Genomic DNA, 15,325 nt, shown 5'->3' on the forward strand with positions numbered 1-15,325 from the left:
TATGAAAAATAACCTAGAAGATTTACATAACTACTTGTTCATGCAATTGGAAAGGCTGTCTGATGAAGATCTTAAAGGGGAGGAACTTAAAGAGGAGATTGGGCGTGCAAAGGCTTTATCCGCAGTTGCATCACAAATCGTCAATAATGGGCAGTTGGCGATTAGTGTTAAGCGTATGGCTAGTGAAGGGCGTATTAAAGACGCCCCTAATTATCTGGAAGTTAAAAAATGAGCCGATTTTCTTATAACGAAGAAATGCGTGATTGGATGCGTAAAAACTACCTATTATCGCTCCCTCAACTCACCATTAACTTTAATAGCCGGTTCGGTACCACTCGATCAAAAGACATGATCAATGGGTTACGTAAAAGCCTGAAATTGAAAACTGGTAGGTCTGGAGTGTTTATTAAAGGAAATATACCCGCCAATAAAGGTATTAAAGGTTTAAAGGGGGCAAATTCAGGATCTTTTAAAAAGAATCATATTCCTCATAACCGCCATGAAATTGGCGCAGAAGTCATAGCTACAACTGGATATATCAAAGTAAAAACAGGCTTGCCGAGCGAGTGGAAATTTAAACATATTTTGCTATGGGAAAAGAGTAACGGAAAGATACCCAAAGGTCATGTTATCAAATTCATAGATGGCAACCCATTAAACTGCACCATTGAGAATTTAATGATGATTACTAAACCAGAGCATGGAGTAATGAACCGCTTCTTTTCTGGTGTATCAGCTGAATATAAACCGGCTATCTTGCAATTGGCTAAAATTAAAATTGCAATTAGAAGCATAGAAAATAAGGGGCAAGACCAATGCTAAGACATGTGCATCAAAAAGACCAGGAAGTGAAAATTATCTTACCTGATGGATCGTACGGTTTTATTTCAACTGACCGCCGTTGCAAAGTCTCCTATGATTTGCCGGCAAATATCAAAATTGAAATACAGCCACCGGTATCGAAACAGCAAGGTGGGAAATAATGTTTGGCTTATTTTTACTCGTATGCAGTGCAATGAATTGCCAGTTTGAGCCATATGGCTATATCTATCCTGATGAAATTAATTGTTTAATCGATAGAGAAATTGAAGCCGGAAAAGGGAATATCGCAGAGTGTTACCCGGTTGATTCGGTTATACCGGCTAAAAATTGATTAAGCTTAATCAGTTTTGTTCTTTAGTAATAATTAACATGGTGGTTTATTCAATAATGGATGACCACCATGAAACAACCGCAATTAACCCCTTGGAGAACTGGGGATCAATTATTAACTGAATTCGATATCAAGCTAGGCAAGTTAGCCTCTAGTGTAAAAAACAGACCATGCACTGAAGCGGAAATAAAACGTGCTTGTGATACTACAGATAAAATTATTTCATCAATTATGAGGCAAGACCAAGATGGTAACAGAAAGCGCTTGCGTAGAACGCAAAACAAAAAAAGAAGAGATGAATACCCCTAAAAAATACCATGATGATGATTTATTAAGTATTCAAGAGGTATGTGTTCTCATTGGTGGCATTAGCCCTAAAACTTTGGCTGATTGGAATAACAATCATAAACATAGAAAAATACTCGCACCTATTTGTTTTACCGAAAAAGTCGTTAGGTACGAGTATAAAAATGTTAAAGCATTTATTGAAAAATGCCGCAAAGTTTACTAACCCATTTTCCTACGTAATAGCGCTACTTGAGTCAAAATACTATTTTCATGAGCTTCAAAAGCCTGACGCTTTAGCGCTATTTCTTCCTGTAGTATCTCATCAGAAAAATCATAGTGTTCAGCCATACGGTCCTCACTTCTGTCAGAATGATGTAGGCATAGTATGCTTATCTCTTTTGTATCTGAGCGTGAATATCCCTTTTGGCGCATTTGAGCAATGATGTTACTTTTGAAAAATTTCCGGCACATCGTATTGAATGCGCCGGATTTTCCCTTCACCGTCCCTTCGTGTACTACCCCTTTCACCGCCCCTTCCGGGCTATATGTTTTCACCAATTTATCCAAAGAACGTTTTGAAAAAGGCAGTGATGGATCTCGTGGTTGCAGAAATACATAATCACGATTGCAGTTAACTGAAGACTCACGCCACGATAGCTGCTCATCAAGTAAAGCCTTCATTGCTTTAGTGATTGGGAACTTGAATTCTTTCTGCGTTTTCATTGCCCCTCGCATTCCCGTTAGCCCCGCTGGATAAGTAATTTCTAGATTATCCAAATCAACATAGTCCCATCGCAAATTTGCAATGTTTATCGGTCTAACGCCAGTTAAGATCATATATCTAACCGCATTTTTTTGATGAACGGAACTACATGACGCAACGTTAATCCAGAGAGTGGAGATCGATTCTATATCTGTGTATCGTTTGGTTGGTAAAGGCTTTTGTACTCGAGAGGAAACATAGTCGTCGGGAATGCTTGCGGCTATATTTATCCCATTGCAATAAACAGGGGCGGCAAATTTCCAAAACCGGCGCAACTCTGCAAATAACTCCAATGCCTGATTGTTTGATTTAGTCTGTACCCATGAATCGATAACTTCAATTAGCCTTGGGTATTTCATATCGCTGAAAACTTCTCTGCTACCAAAGGATTCTTTTATTTGTTTTGTTCTGCAGCAATATGTCGCATAGCTATTTTCGCTAAGCTTTGCTCGGGAAACTTTGCCAGCTAAATCCTTTTCGTATGCATCTATTAATTGATGAACTGACTCAGCCCTTAGCCCTTGCTCAGCTAATAATTGAGCTTTTTCTCTTGCGATAGGTAATGATAACTCTGGAAACTCACCTAATTTTTGACCTTTGACTTCCATATGTTTGGGGAATTCGGCGTATACTGTTACCTTACCGGCTTTGCTAAAATCAATACGCAGGTAATGCTCTTTTTCGTATTTAGATCGACGTGGCTTGTTGATGTGTTTTAAAATGATTTTTGCAGCCGCAACACAGATTCTCATGTGTGTACTTGTGTACGGTGGCTTGCATGACTCCCAACGCTGTAATGCGTCGGCATATTCATCAGAATTAGTGCTATCGGGCTTTTGTGTTGCTAACTTTGACATTGAAATACCTCGTCATATCAACACATTAAATTAAAAGCTCACACACTAGGTATTTTTAGAGCTGTAAAATAGGTATGTGTTGCTGTTTTGTGTTACGAATCTTGGTTTCTCAATGTAAAACATACTGTATAAAAACACAATAGCCGGACGAAAGTAACGAATACGGATAGAACTTAAGTTACTGATTATTAACTTTATTAAACGTAAATTATTGATATGTCATTATTAATTACAAAACGCTGTATTAATTGCGATATGTGTGAACCTGAATGCCCTAATGATGCTATTTTCATGGGACAGGAAATTTATGAAATAGATTCTGACCTATGCACTGAATGTGTTGGCCACTATGACAAGCCAACCTGTCAGTCTGTCTGCCCTATCACAAATACCATTATTACCGACCCTGAACGAACTGAATCCCAAGAACAGCTATGGGATAAGTTTGTCATGATCCACCACGCAGATAAAATCTAACATCAAAAGTTTGTCATCCTTAAAAATTGCCGACGTAACGACGTAGCCTTGTCGGCAATTCATTTAATCTATCAGACTCTCTATAATCACTGTTGCTGCCGCATAATGGCGCTCATCGGTAATAGAAACATGAAAATGGGTTGCATTCAGACAAGCTGCCAGCTTCAAAGCTTCTCCACTGAGCGTTAATAACGGTTTACCTAACTTATCATTAGTGACCTCAAACTGATTAAAAGCCAATCCGTTACGGATCCCAGTCCCTAATGCTTTAGCAGCAGCCTCTTTAACGGCAAATCGTTTAGCTAAAAAACGGGCAGGCTTAGTTTGTTGCTGATATTGTGCATACTCGTATTCCGTCAAAATTCTTTTAGCTAAGCTATCCGCTGAGCGTTCAATGACTGACTCTATACGACTAATTTCAACGATATCAGTACCTAAACCTACAATAGCCATTATTTGCGTGCTTCCGTGAGTAATTGCTTCATATCGGATACTGCTTGCGCTAAACCACTAAATAACGCTCTTCCAATAATCGCGTGGCCAATATTCAATTCATAAATTTCAGGAAGTGCGGCAATACGCTGAACATTATGGTACGTCAAGCCGTGACCTGCATTCACTTTAATGCCTTTACCTGCGGCATATTTGACACCATCACGAATTCGACGAAACTCAATCTCTTGAGCTTGCTCTGTTTTTGCATCCGCATATGCTCCAGTATGGATCTCAATAAATGGAGCACCGCACTCTTGAGCAGCATCAATTTGCTCATGATCTGCATCGATAAACAAGGAGACTAAAATGCCCGACTCTGTTAGACGTTTTACCGCAGCAGCAACTTTTTGTTTTTGCCCTGCAACATCTAATCCCCCTTCCGTTGTCACTTCTTCACGTTTTTCTGGTACTAAACAACAATAAGTTGGCTTAATGCGACAAGCGATGTCGATCATCTCATCGGTGACCGCCATTTCAAGATTCATGCGAGTTTGAATAGTTTGGTTAAGTAACTCAACATCTCTGTCCGTAATATGGCGACGGTCTTCACGTAGGTGAATGGTGATACCATCTGCTCCAGCTTGTTCAGCAACAAATGCTGCTTGGACAGGATCTGGATATTGTGTTCCTCTTGCATTTCTAACGGTTGCAATGTGGTCAATGTTAACGCCCAATAACAGCTCAGCCATGTTTAACTCCCTATGAATAAACGGTCACTTATTTTTTATAAGTCGTATCGTACTGCACTTTAGCGCTTTGTGGGAATAAATCTCTCACTCTTTCCCACATATTACAAACAGATATCTGTATTGCACCTATTACATTCAACTTTTGGGAAGCGCTTCGAAGAAAATGGATAAGGATAAAAAATTAGCTGGATAGCAGATGAATTTGCACGTAGAAATATCTGCAAATAGCTTCAAAAAAATAAAATTTAGCTTTTATTATTAGTTAATATTGAAGGCATTGTCGTGAATTGCCTAAAAAGCTCTCGACTTTTTAACGGCTTACCTCCCAGATAGGGCTTTAAAGCCATCCGAGTAAAACGTTTAGCTGCCTTTAGGGTATCAGCATCAGGGAAATCACGGCTTGCCAGCGCTTTAAGTTGTTTTCCTGTGAAGCTAAATTGGTCTATTACTAAGCTACCAATAAATCCTTTTTCTTCGCGGTAACGATAAGTCATAGTATCCGATACAGGCTCTCCGCTACCTGCACAGTGCAGAAAGTCAACGCCGTAACCTAAGTAAGATAGCAGTGCAAGCTCAAATTGGCGTAGAGCAGATTCAGGTGTTCGCTCACTGCCTGCCAACACTTGTAAGCAAGATAGGTAATCAAAAAATAAGGCTGAATATGGGGTTCCAAACTCAAGGACACGGGCGGTTAATTCATTGAGATATAAGCCGCTATATAAAACAGTGCCGCTTAGAGGAAGAGCAAGAGAAACAGGATCTGCGTTAATGAGGGTCTTGATTTCACCTTTACCACCCCAACGGATTAATAAAGGTGTAAAAGGCTGCAAGCAGCCTCTTAAAGGTGAGCGGTTGCGCCTAGCGCCTTTCGCCAACAAACGTATTTTACCTTCCCCTTCAGTGAAAAAATCGAGTAATAAACTCGTTTCACTGTAAGGACGGGAATGGAGCACAAACGCACGTTGCCAACCACTCACGTTGTCACCGATTATTTTAAATCGTCAACATAACCCAGGCTACGCAGCGCTCTTTCATCGTCTGCCCAACCTGATTTAACTTTAACCCAAAGTTCAAGGTGAACTTTAGTTTCAAACAGACGTTCCATATCAATACGGGCTTCGGTACCGATAGTTTTCAGCTTGCTGCCTTTATTACCGATAACCATTTTTTTCTGACCCTCGCGTTCAACAAGAATCAAGCCGTTGATGTGGTAGCCACCTCTATCCATTTCTTTAAACTGCTCAATTTCTACAGTTACGGAATATGGTAATTCATCACCAAGAAAACGCATTAATTTTTCACGGATAATTTCAGACGCCATAAAGCGCTGAGAACGATCAGTAATGTAGTCTTCAGGGAAATGGTGAATAGCTTCAGGAATATGTTGTTTAACAATTTTCGCAATTGTGTCAACGCCCTGACCTTTTTCAGCACTAATTGGTACTACATCCAAGAAATTCATTTTCTGGCTGATCATACCAATGTGAGGCAATAGGCTCGTCTTATCGACCACATTATCAATTTTGTTGATTGCCAGAATAACAGGGCAACGTAAGCTGGATAATTTATTGACCACCATTTCATCATCTGGTGTCCAATGGGTTCCTTCAACCACAAAAATAACCAATTCAACATCACCAATAGAACTGGATGCTGCGCGGTTCATCAATCGGTTGATCGCTCTTTTTTCTTCAATGTGTAGACCTGGGGTATCAACATAGATAATTTGGTAATTATCTTCTGTATTGATCCCCATAATGCGGTGACGAGTTGTTTGTGGCTTTCTCGACGTAATCGAGACTTTTTGCCCTAACAACTGGTTTAATAACGTTGATTTACCAACGTTCGGACGTCCAACTATGGCAACAAAACCACAGTGGGATTGTAATTCACTCATTCAATCTCCAAGATTTTCAATGCTTGTTCTGCTGCGGCTTGCTCCGCTTTACGACGACTTGAACCAACACCATTAATAGATTGCTCAATACCACTGACTTCGCAGTGGATCGTAAATTCTTGATCATGAGCCTCACCTTTTACCTGAACAACTAAGTAATTAGGTAATGGAAGGTGACGCCCTTGCAGATATTCTTGTAGCCGCGTTTTAGGGTCTTTTTGTTTATCACCCGGACTAATTTCATCTAGTCTACCTTTGTACCAAGCAAGGATGATTCGCTCAATAGTTTGGATATCACTATCAAGAAAAATGCCACCAATCAAGGCTTCAACGGTATCCGCAAGAATTGATTCACGACGAAAACCGCCGCTTTTTAATTCTCCAGGACCTAAACGTAAACATTCACCGAGCTCAAATTCACGGGCTATTTCAGCCAATGTATTTCCACGCACTAACGTTGCGCGCATGCGGCTCATATCTCCTTCATCCACTTTAGGAAAACGGTGATATAAGTCATTTGCAATCACAAAACTAAGAATTGAATCACCTAAAAATTCTAATCGTTCATTATGCTTGCTGCTAGCACTTCTGTGTGTCAATGCTTGGATTAATAAATCGTGTTGCGTAAAGGTATAACCCAGCTTACGCTGTAATTTCTCTAATAAAAGAGGGTTCATGTGCGCCCAACCATTTCTTATTTGATAACAAAGCACACGCAACAGACCTGTAAAATTGGGTATTTTACAAAACTGTTGCGTTTGCACTGACATCCAACAAACACCACTCATAATTCATTGAAACTAATGAAAATAACTTTAATTAGCCATGATGATTTAACAGGAATGGTTGATTATTAGGAAGCCAATAATATTTAATACAAGATTATTGTACACTGGGTAAAACAATAATGCTTATGATAATGCGAGTTTTCATCTGAAAACCCGCATTGTCTGAATTGAATTATAGAGGACCAATACGACTAAAGCGAATACCCGTCGGCCATTCATTTTCTTGTTTATCTAAACTTAGCCAGATAAACACGGCTCGACCCACTAAGTTTTGTTCAGGAACAAAGCCCCACATACGGCTATCAGAGCTATTATCCCTATTGTCACCCATCATAAAATAATGTTTATCAGGAACAATCCACTCATTACGAGGCATATTGGGTTGAACATATTTAGCTTCAGTCATCGCTTCACGAATAATTAAAATCTGATGTTCAACAGTGCCCAACGTTTCACTTCTCTCGTACTGACGCAATGCATTTCTTGGCAATGCTTGGTCAAGAGGGATTTGATAGTTGCCCTTTTGGTTATCAACCACCGAGCCAATATCTAAAAACATCGTCCATTCGCTTGGCTTTAATGGGCCATAAGTAATTGGTAAACGTTCGGTACAATTATTTGCTGTGCAGTTCGGATAAATAGTGAGTTCTTTGGAATCCGGATTATAAATAATTTTATCTCCCGGTAAACCAACGACACGCTTTACGAAATCAACATTAGGTTCTAGCGGGTATTTGAATACCGCGATATCTCCACGATTCGGTTTTCCTGTTTCGATTAATGTGGTTTGAGTAATAGGATCTTTCAACCCATAAGAGAATTTCTCAACCAACATAAAATCACCGACTAATAACGTCGGCATCATCGAGCCAGATGGAATCTGAAACGGTTCGTAAATAAATGAGCGTACAATCAGAACAATAGCTAACACAGGAAAAATTGAGGTTCCCGTTTCAAGCCATGAAGGACGACGAACTGCTTTCGCTAATTCATCTTCATTCATTGAGCCGTTAGTTACTTCCCGCAATTTTTTAAGCTTGGCTTTACGAGCAGGCGCAAACTTAAATTTATCTAAGCACCAAATAATCCCAGTCACTAGCGTGGCTAATGTTAGGATCAGGGCAAATGTGTTAGCCATTGAGACTCCTTGTAAACTTAGCTGTCTTTACCAACATGCAATATAGCAAGGAACGCTTCTTGTGGGAGTTCAACGTTACCCACTTGTTTCATACGTTTCTTACCGTCCTTTTGCTTCTGCAACAGTTTTTTCTTACGGCTAACGTCACCGCCATAACACTTCGCAAGAACGTTTTTACGTAATTGCTTAACTGTAGAACGAGCAATAATGTGGTTACCAATCGCCGCCTGAATTGCGATATCAAACTGTTGACGAGGGATTAGCTCTTTCATCTTCTCAACCAGCTCACGTCCACGGTATTGTGAATTTCCACGGTGAGTGATCAGTGCTAATGCATCAACACGTTCGTTGTTAATTAATACATCCACACGGACCATATCAGATGTTTGGAAACGTTTGAATGCATAATCCAAAGACGCATAGCCACGAGATGTCGATTTCAAACGGTCAAAGAAATCTAGTACGACTTCTGCCATCGGAATTTCATAGGTCAGAGATACCTGATTTCCGTGATAAACCATATTGGTTTGCACGCCACGTTTCTCAATACACAGAGTAATCACGTTACCTAAATACTCTTTAGGCATCAGCATATGACACTCAGCGATTGGTTCTCTTAACTCTTCAATATTATTAAGTGCTGGTAATTTGGATGGGCTATCCACATGTACCACTTCACCGTTGGTTTGAACCACCTCATAGACAACCGTTGGTGCCGTTGTGATCAAATCAAGATCGTATTCACGCTCTAAACGTTCTTGAATGATTTCCATGTGCAGTAAACCAAGGAAACCACAACGGAAACCAAAACCTAATGCTGTCGACGTTTCTGGTTCATAAAATAGAGATGCATCGTTCAGACTTAATTTGCCTAGTGCATCACGGAATGCTTCATAATCATCGGAACTTACTGGGAACAGACCCGCATAAACCTGAGGCTTCACTTTTTTAAAGCCTGGTAATGCTTTATCCGCTGGATTACGAGCTCCCGTTAAAGTATCACCAACAGGCGCGCCCGTGATGTCTTTAATCGCACACACCAACCAGCCTACTTCACCACAACTTAAGGTGTCTCGGTCAATTTGTTTTGGTGTGAAAATTCCCAGACGCTCAGCGTTATAGACCTGTCCTGTACTCATCACCTTGATTTTATCGCCTTTTTTCAAGGAACCATTTTTGATACGGATCAGAGAAACAACGCCTAAATAGTTATCAAACCAAGAGTCAATAATCAGCGCTTGTAAAGGTCCTTCCGGATCGCCTTCCGGTGGTGGAATTTCTTTAACTAAACGCTCAATGACATCTTGAACACCGATTCCTGTTTTCGCTGAGCAGCGAACTGCATCATGAGCATCAAGCCCCACAATGTCTTCAATCTCATCCGCAACACGATCGGGATCCGCTGCAGGTAAATCAATTTTGTTCAGGATTGGAACAACTTCCAAATCCATCTCAATTGCGGTGTAACAGTTAGCCAGCGTCTGAGCCTCAACGCCCTGCCCTGCATCCACAACTAACAGAGCACCTTCACACGCAGCCAAAGAGCGTGAAACCTCGTAAGAGAAGTCAACGTGTCCTGGGGTGTCGATAAAGTTCAGTTGGTATGTTTCACCATCTGATGCCTTATAATCAAGGGTAACGCTTTGTGCCTTGATAGTAATTCCACGTTCACGCTCTAAATCCATAGAGTCTAGAACCTGCGCCGCCATTTCGCGGTCAGTTAAGCCACCACAAATTTGAATAATGCGGTCTGATAATGTGGACTTACCATGGTCGATATGTGCAATGATCGAAAAGTTTCTGATGTTTTTGATTTTCAAGGTAATATCTTCTTTTAAATTGCCTTACAAAATCAGTTTTGTGCAAAATTTGCTACAAAACTAAAATGCTATGATTATCACAAGATTGCTAATTAGCAGCATTTTACATACAAGAACCCTCTAACACAAAGATTCAATGTAAAACAACTGTAAAACAGCCGAAGTTTAATAAGTTACTGATGACATTTTTGAGTAACTAAAAGCAAAATCGCCAATAACTATTAATAATGGCTACGGGCGAATAATGGCTACAGGTGATTTCGGCTCAAGAATGGGTTTGAACACAAACCTCTCCGGGGGGAAGACCTATTTGCAAAACAATTGGTTGAAAATCTATTTTATGGCGCCAATGTGATGCCATTGTACGCGCAATAAAAAATCCAGCAAACCCGCCAAATACACCCGAAACAGCCACCCATAGCTGTTCAAAATCAGCAGACTGCGCTAATGCAGCAAATAAGAATAGGCCAATCAGTGGCGTTAAATAGACCAACATCGCCGAACGTAATAGGCTACCTTCAGGGATGCCAACCTCTATTTTTTGCCCTACAACGAGAGGTTGCTCAATTTCAATTTCTAATTCATGCTCTGTATTCGGTCCGATTTTATTCAATGCATAAGAGCCGCAAGCAGCTCGTGCACTGCAACTGCCACACCCTGCTGAAGAGCCATAACGCAATAATGCGCGCCCTTTTTGCCATCGAACAACTGTTGCCCATTCTTTTACCATGATTTACTCCCGAAATTGGATGCTACTCGCAATTAACTGTGAGGTTGCAAGCGGTAGCTCGCCTATTATCGTAATCACATTTTGCTTCTGAGTCATGGTATAAATTGTGCGGCGACCATTTTGCAACGGTTGATCGAGCAGAGGACCTTTGGATGCTTTAGTCACATTCACCGAAAAAGTGAACAGACCATCACTAAACATAGCGGTTTCTATTACATCATCATCCGCTAATTTCCTTACTGAGCGTGAGGTTTCCTCAAAACCAGGAGGGAGCATCCCAACTTGCCATTTAAATGAAGGATTTTCATTTCTTGGGGACACAAGTAAAGGCGGTAAATTAACATTGCGTAATGTAGCTAATGAATCTTGTACCGTTTTGCTATCAAGCACCGTAGAAATCACGCGAAATTGTTCTAGTGTCTGACTGTTGTTATCTAATAAATCCACGCGTAATGGCAATTTAGTTTCTTCATCGATGAGAACAACATAATTAAAGCGAGAATTGTCTTTTGAAATAATGCGGATAACTAATGCAGGTCTGTCACCAATATGGGTACGACCAGCATCGATAAAATTATAATAAGGTTGGATTTTTTGATAATCCGCAAACAGCACCATCGGTAAATTATCAATGATATGGTCGCCGTTTAGGCTAAAGGCATCAAATCCCGGCTCAAAATAACTGATTCGATCCCCTTTTTGCACAATCTCTCGGCGAGATGAGTCCATTTGAATCATCTGAGAGATATTCTCACCGTCAATGATGGCGTGGCGGTAACGAACGGGAACAATATTTTGTGGGTTGAATGTCATGAATGACATTTCATAAGATAGATTCTGGGCAGCAGATCCCATTTCTTTAAAAAGAACATCGGCATCTTGTGTAGATGCCGAAGCTTGATTAGAAACAATCAGGCTGCCCGTCAGGCAGATGACGGATAACCATTTTTTCATTATTGCAGTTTAACTCCGGCAGACGCTGCATTTTTATCATTTTCATTATGCTGTTGATTTAGCATAGAACGTCTTTCAATCTCATACTGTTGCAGCATTGCATTAATTCGTTGGTTCTGTTGTTCAATTTGCTGAGTTTGCTGGTCTGTACCAAATAATTGGCTATCTGACAGATTCAAACTTACAGGCGCTCCACGACCGACTGGCACTGTGTTAAACACCGGTTCATCGACCATTGAATCTACAGAATTGCTTTGGTTATATTGTTGAACACCAACAATGACCGCCAACGATACACAAGCTGCCACACCAATTTGAGTGATTTGGCTGGCCCATGGACGAATCTTGTTCCAGAACGGAAGTCGATTCCACGTGGATGGTTCAGGTTGCGACTCGACAACTACCTGAGGATTAATTCGCACAGCTTCATTCTCTAATGCTGCCGCAACTTTACTTGCAATATCAAGATGGATGACATCGCCAATATCATTACGCAGAGTATCACGAACAAGATGATAGCTCTCCCAGCGCTGTTTCAACGCTGAATCACATGAAATGGTATTAATGAGTTCTAAATCTAGAGCTTCACCATCCATCATTGCGGAAAGTTTCTCTCTTTGCATGCCCAATTACCTTCAGTTAATTGCTCACAGTTAAATTTTGACCCACAACTCCAACAAGATTAATAATGTTGGATCAAGGGTTGAACTTTCTCATCTATTGCTTCCCTTGCTCTAAAGATCCGTGAACGCACAGTACCTACAGGGCAATCCATCACTTCGGCAATTTCTTCGTAGCTTAAACCTTCTAATTCTCGTAACGTAATTGCCGTTCGAAGATCTTCGGGTAATGACTCAATGGTACGGAAAACAACTTTCTTCAGTTCTTCAGACAACATTAAGTTCTCTGGGTTCGAAATTTCTTTTAAAGCACCAGCTGTTTCAAAGTTCTCAGCATCGCTCGCTTCCAGGTCAGACGCGGGTGGGCGCCGATCTTGGGCAACTAAATAATTTTTAGCTGTGTTGACCGCGATTCGATAAAGCCAAGTATAAAAAGCACTATCACCACGAAATGATCCAATTGCACGATAAGCCTTAATAAAGGACTCTTGCGCGACATCTGGAACATCGGATTGCGGCACATAACGAGAAACTAAACTTGCAACTTTATGCTGGTATTTAATTACCAGTAAGTTGAAGGCTTGTTGGTCGCCTTTTTGTACTTTTTCAACCAGTACTTGGTCTGTCAATTGCTCGCTCATTCCAGGAACAAACTCCCGAACGTAGACTGATAAATGCTTAACTTGATCATTTTCTCCCTTCCTTAAGCAAGCCTTACTTCGAGTAGTAAAAACAGACGAAGTTCAATTTAATACCCAAAAAATCGAAAAAAAATTAAAAAAATGAGATTCTGGTCTTCTTTCGATCCTAGAGATCCTTGTGAGTTATAACTAATAGTATACACAACCGCGTTATCAATGGGATATTCTGCGCGTAAAATCCTCGATGTGATAATACATGCCATCAATACAATTAACAGCGGATGTTAATGTGACCATCGATTAATACGTAGTCACAGGGGATTCGATAGGCTAACATAAAATCCTCAATAGATACTACATAACACGCAAACACTTATGAACGCATCCACACAGCATTACACTGATATTCTCATCATTGGGAGTGGTGTTGCCGGGTTATCCGCCGCTTTACGGCTCGCCCCTTTTCATCAAGTTACCATTCTCAGTAAAAGCAACCTCACAGAAGGTGCATCCTATTATGCTCAAGGCGGAATAGCCGCAGTTTTCGATGATACCGACAGCATCGAGTCTCATGTTGATGACACGCTAATTGCTGGTGCCGGTATTTGTGAAAAACAGTCCGTCGAATTTATTGCCTCGAACGCCAAACATTGTGTCCAATGGCTGATTGATCAAGGCGTCCTGTTCGACACCGAAGTGACTGAGACAGGGGAAACTCAGTATCACCTAACTCGAGAAGGAGGGCATAGCCACCGTCGTATTTTGCATCATGCTGATGCAACGGGTAAAGAAGTTGAAACCACTCTCGTTGACCTTGCATTTTCCCATCCTAACATCCACATCAAAGAACGTTATAATGCCGTTGACTTGATCCTTGAAGATAAAAATCAATCCTCAGGTCATTCCCGAATTGTTGGCGCATATGTCTGGAATCGACAAAAAGAGCAAGTTGAAACGATCCGAGCCAAAACAATTGTCTTAGCCACTGGTGGTGCAGCAAAAGTTTACCAATATACTACTAACCCAGATATTTCATCTGGTGATGGCATTGCGATGGCATGGCGAGCAGGTTGCCGAGTTGCAAATTTAGAATTTAACCAATTCCATCCCACCTGTTTATTTCATCCTCAAGCTCGCAATTTTTTACTGACTGAGGCTTTACGTGGTGAAGGCGCCTATCTTAAGCGCCCTGATGGTAGCCGATTTATGCCGGACTATGATGAACGTGGTGAATTAGCACCACGGGATATAGTCGCTAGGGCGATTGACCACGAAATGAAGCGCCTTGGCGCTGACTGTATGTATTTAGATATTAGCCATAAATCGCCAGAATTTATTAAACATCATTTTCCAACCATATATGCCAAATTAATCACCCTTGGTTTAGACCTCACCAAAGATCCCATTCCAATCGTCCCTGCTGCCCACTATACCTGCGGTGGCGTTATGGTTGATCAAACTGGTATGACCGATATTCCTAACTTATACGCTATTGGCGAAGTCAGTTATACCGGATTACATGGGGCAAACCGCATGGCGTCGAACTCTCTACTCGAATGCTTAGTTTATGGTTGGGCCGCTGCGGAAAATATCATTCAAACGATCGATAAGATCCCCGATGTTCCACAACTTGATGATTGGGATGAAAGCCGAGTCCATAACTCCGATGAACAAGTTGTCATTCAGCATAACTGGCATGAATTAAGATTATTTATGTGGGATTACATGGGGATAGTTAGAAGCACTAAACGATTGGAACGTGCTTTGCGCCGAATTCATTTATTACAGCAGGAAATACATGATTATTATGCTAATTTTCGTATCTCCAACAATTTATTAGAACTAAGGAATCTGGTACAAGTTGCCGAGTTAATGGTACGTTGCGCCCTAGAGCGTAAAGAGAGTCGTGGCTTACATTACACTTTAGATTACCCTGAACAACTGGAAAAATCAGGGCCCACAATTCTAACTCGATGAAACGAAAATAATAATTAATTTACCTATCTGTAAATATT

At 40.8% G+C, this 15,325-nt stretch carries 20 protein-coding genes; 8 read left to right on the forward strand and 12 right to left on the reverse strand.

Annotation, left to right across the window (positions count from 1 at the left end; all coding sequences use genetic code 11):
* Position 1: 1 nt before the first annotated feature.
* The 6 genes from PROVRUST_RS20525 to PROVRUST_RS10580 all read left to right on the forward strand — a co-directional run bounded on the left by PROVRUST_RS20525 (position 2) and on the right by PROVRUST_RS10580 (position 1,664).
* Positions 2 to 232, forward strand: a complete 231-nt coding sequence (locus tag PROVRUST_RS20525; RefSeq protein WP_006660853.1) for a hypothetical protein — start codon at positions 2 to 4, stop codon at positions 230 to 232.
* The gene (locus tag PROVRUST_RS10570) at positions 229 to 822 is read left to right on the forward strand and encodes an HNH endonuclease signature motif containing protein (protein ID WP_006814786.1); all 594 of its coding nucleotides are present in this window, start codon (positions 229 to 231) and stop codon (positions 820 to 822) included. The genes PROVRUST_RS20525 and PROVRUST_RS10570 overlap by 4 nt, the downstream gene beginning before the upstream one ends.
* Positions 816 to 983: a hypothetical protein gene (locus tag PROVRUST_RS19865; protein WP_006660851.1), complete on the forward strand. Its 168-nt coding sequence runs from the start codon at positions 816 to 818 to the stop codon at positions 981 to 983. Before PROVRUST_RS10570 ends, PROVRUST_RS19865 begins: the two co-directional genes overlap by 7 nt.
* A complete protein-coding gene (locus PROVRUST_RS19870) occupies positions 983 to 1,153 on the forward strand; it encodes a hypothetical protein (RefSeq protein WP_006661461.1) in 171 nt (56 codons plus the stop codon). Before PROVRUST_RS19865 ends, PROVRUST_RS19870 begins: the two co-directional genes overlap by 1 nt.
* Positions 1,154 to 1,222: 69 nt before the next feature.
* Positions 1,223 to 1,462: a hypothetical protein gene (locus tag PROVRUST_RS20530; RefSeq protein ID WP_039855069.1), complete on the forward strand. Its 240-nt coding sequence runs from the start codon at positions 1,223 to 1,225 to the stop codon at positions 1,460 to 1,462.
* Positions 1,401 to 1,664, forward strand: a complete 264-nt coding sequence (locus tag PROVRUST_RS10580) for a hypothetical protein (RefSeq protein WP_248696636.1) — start codon at positions 1,401 to 1,403, stop codon at positions 1,662 to 1,664. The genes PROVRUST_RS20530 and PROVRUST_RS10580 overlap by 62 nt, the downstream gene beginning before the upstream one ends.
* On the opposite strand, the gene PROVRUST_RS10585 is transcribed toward PROVRUST_RS10580, so the two are convergent.
* Complete coding sequence (locus tag PROVRUST_RS10585) at positions 1,661 to 3,061, reverse strand: tyrosine-type recombinase/integrase (RefSeq protein ID WP_006814789.1); 1,401 nt, start codon at positions 3,059 to 3,061, stop codon at positions 1,661 to 1,663. The two genes, PROVRUST_RS10580 and PROVRUST_RS10585, sit on opposite strands and share 4 nt — an antisense overlap.
* Positions 3,062 to 3,277: 216 nt before the next feature.
* On the opposite strand from PROVRUST_RS10585, the gene PROVRUST_RS10590 reads away from it, so the two are divergent.
* A complete protein-coding gene (locus PROVRUST_RS10590; RefSeq protein ID WP_039855071.1) occupies positions 3,278 to 3,538 on the forward strand; it encodes a YfhL family 4Fe-4S dicluster ferredoxin in 261 nt (86 codons plus the stop codon).
* 63 nt (positions 3,539 to 3,601) lie between these two features.
* On the opposite strand, the gene acpS is transcribed toward PROVRUST_RS10590, so the two are convergent.
* The 11 genes from acpS to rpoE all read right to left on the reverse strand — a co-directional run bounded on the left by acpS (position 3,602) and on the right by rpoE (position 13,310).
* On the reverse strand, positions 3,602 to 3,991 hold the full coding sequence (acpS, locus tag PROVRUST_RS10595; protein ID WP_006814791.1) for a holo-ACP synthase: 390 nt from the start codon (positions 3,989 to 3,991) through the stop codon (positions 3,602 to 3,604).
* Complete coding sequence (gene pdxJ, locus PROVRUST_RS10600) at positions 3,991 to 4,722, reverse strand: pyridoxine 5'-phosphate synthase (RefSeq protein ID WP_006814792.1); 732 nt, start codon at positions 4,720 to 4,722, stop codon at positions 3,991 to 3,993. Before pdxJ ends, acpS begins: the two co-directional genes overlap by 1 nt.
* Positions 4,723 to 4,967: 245 nt before the next feature.
* Positions 4,968 to 5,699, reverse strand: coding sequence for a DNA repair protein RecO (gene recO / locus PROVRUST_RS10605; protein WP_006814793.1), 732 nt, complete (start codon positions 5,697 to 5,699; stop codon positions 4,968 to 4,970).
* 11 nt (positions 5,700 to 5,710) lie between these two features.
* A complete protein-coding gene (era, locus tag PROVRUST_RS10610) occupies positions 5,711 to 6,619 on the reverse strand; it encodes a GTPase Era (protein ID WP_006814794.1) in 909 nt (302 codons plus the stop codon).
* Complete coding sequence (gene rnc / locus PROVRUST_RS10615; protein WP_039855073.1) at positions 6,616 to 7,296, reverse strand: ribonuclease III; 681 nt, start codon at positions 7,294 to 7,296, stop codon at positions 6,616 to 6,618. Before rnc ends, era begins: the two co-directional genes overlap by 4 nt.
* Positions 7,297 to 7,579: 283 nt before the next feature.
* Positions 7,580 to 8,545: a signal peptidase I gene (lepB, locus tag PROVRUST_RS10620; protein ID WP_006814796.1), complete on the reverse strand. Its 966-nt coding sequence runs from the start codon at positions 8,543 to 8,545 to the stop codon at positions 7,580 to 7,582.
* Between the two features lie 17 nt (positions 8,546 to 8,562).
* Positions 8,563 to 10,359: a translation elongation factor 4 gene (lepA, locus tag PROVRUST_RS10625; protein WP_039855402.1), complete on the reverse strand. Its 1,797-nt coding sequence runs from the start codon at positions 10,357 to 10,359 to the stop codon at positions 8,563 to 8,565.
* 271 nt (positions 10,360 to 10,630) lie between these two features.
* Complete coding sequence (rseC, locus tag PROVRUST_RS10630; protein ID WP_006814798.1) at positions 10,631 to 11,095, reverse strand: SoxR-reducing system protein RseC; 465 nt, start codon at positions 11,093 to 11,095, stop codon at positions 10,631 to 10,633.
* A 3-nt stretch (positions 11,096 to 11,098) separates the two neighbouring features.
* Complete coding sequence (gene rseB / locus PROVRUST_RS10635) at positions 11,099 to 12,049, reverse strand: sigma-E factor regulatory protein RseB (protein ID WP_006814799.1); 951 nt, start codon at positions 12,047 to 12,049, stop codon at positions 11,099 to 11,101.
* Positions 12,049 to 12,672, reverse strand: a complete 624-nt coding sequence (rseA, locus tag PROVRUST_RS10640; protein ID WP_006814800.1) for an anti-sigma-E factor RseA — start codon at positions 12,670 to 12,672, stop codon at positions 12,049 to 12,051. Before rseA ends, rseB begins: the two co-directional genes overlap by 1 nt.
* A 59-nt stretch (positions 12,673 to 12,731) precedes the next feature.
* Positions 12,732 to 13,310, reverse strand: a complete 579-nt coding sequence (gene rpoE, locus PROVRUST_RS10645) for an RNA polymerase sigma factor RpoE (protein WP_006814801.1) — start codon at positions 13,308 to 13,310, stop codon at positions 12,732 to 12,734.
* 375 nt (positions 13,311 to 13,685) lie between these two features.
* Between rpoE and nadB the strand changes: the two genes are divergently transcribed.
* Complete coding sequence (nadB, locus tag PROVRUST_RS10650; RefSeq protein WP_006814802.1) at positions 13,686 to 15,287, forward strand: L-aspartate oxidase; 1,602 nt, start codon at positions 13,686 to 13,688, stop codon at positions 15,285 to 15,287.
* Positions 15,288 to 15,325: the final 38 nt, after the last annotated feature.

The organism is Providencia rustigianii DSM 4541 (assembly GCF_000156395.1).
GTDB lineage: Bacteria > Pseudomonadota > Gammaproteobacteria > Enterobacterales > Enterobacteriaceae > Providencia > Providencia rustigianii.

Coding starts and splice junctions, on each gene's coding strand:
- PROVRUST_RS20525 (WP_006660853.1), top strand. CDS start 2: ATGAAAAATAACCTAGAAGATTTACATAACTACTTGTTCATGCAATTG.
- PROVRUST_RS10570 (WP_006814786.1), top strand. CDS start 229: ATGAGCCGATTTTCTTATAACGAAGAAATGCGTGATTGGATGCGTAAA.
- PROVRUST_RS19865 (WP_006660851.1), top strand. CDS start 816: ATGCTAAGACATGTGCATCAAAAAGACCAGGAAGTGAAAATTATCTTA.
- PROVRUST_RS19870 (WP_006661461.1), top strand. CDS start 983: ATGTTTGGCTTATTTTTACTCGTATGCAGTGCAATGAATTGCCAGTTT.
- PROVRUST_RS20530 (WP_039855069.1), top strand. CDS start 1,223: ATGAAACAACCGCAATTAACCCCTTGGAGAACTGGGGATCAATTATTA.
- PROVRUST_RS10580 (WP_248696636.1), top strand. CDS start 1,401: ATGGTAACAGAAAGCGCTTGCGTAGAACGCAAAACAAAAAAAGAAGAG.
- PROVRUST_RS10585 (WP_006814789.1), bottom strand. CDS start 3,061: ATGTCAAAGTTAGCAACACAAAAGCCCGATAGCACTAATTCTGATGAA.
- PROVRUST_RS10590 (WP_039855071.1), top strand. CDS start 3,278: ATGTCATTATTAATTACAAAACGCTGTATTAATTGCGATATGTGTGAA.
- acpS (WP_006814791.1), bottom strand. CDS start 3,991: ATGGCTATTGTAGGTTTAGGTACTGATATCGTTGAAATTAGTCGTATA.
- pdxJ (WP_006814792.1), bottom strand. CDS start 4,722: ATGGCTGAGCTGTTATTGGGCGTTAACATTGACCACATTGCAACCGTT.
- era (WP_006814794.1), bottom strand. CDS start 6,619: ATGAGTGAATTACAATCCCACTGTGGTTTTGTTGCCATAGTTGGACGT.
- rnc (WP_039855073.1), bottom strand. CDS start 7,296: ATGAACCCTCTTTTATTAGAGAAATTACAGCGTAAGCTGGGTTATACC.
- lepB (WP_006814796.1), bottom strand. CDS start 8,545: ATGGCTAACACATTTGCCCTGATCCTAACATTAGCCACGCTAGTGACT.
- rseC (WP_006814798.1), bottom strand. CDS start 11,095: ATGGTAAAAGAATGGGCAACAGTTGTTCGATGGCAAAAAGGGCGCGCA.
- rseB (WP_006814799.1), bottom strand. CDS start 12,049: ATGAAAAAATGGTTATCCGTCATCTGCCTGACGGGCAGCCTGATTGTT.
- rseA (WP_006814800.1), bottom strand. CDS start 12,672: ATGCAAAGAGAGAAACTTTCCGCAATGATGGATGGTGAAGCTCTAGAT.
- rpoE (WP_006814801.1), bottom strand. CDS start 13,310: ATGAGCGAGCAATTGACAGACCAAGTACTGGTTGAAAAAGTACAAAAA.
- nadB (WP_006814802.1), top strand. CDS start 13,686: ATGAACGCATCCACACAGCATTACACTGATATTCTCATCATTGGGAGT.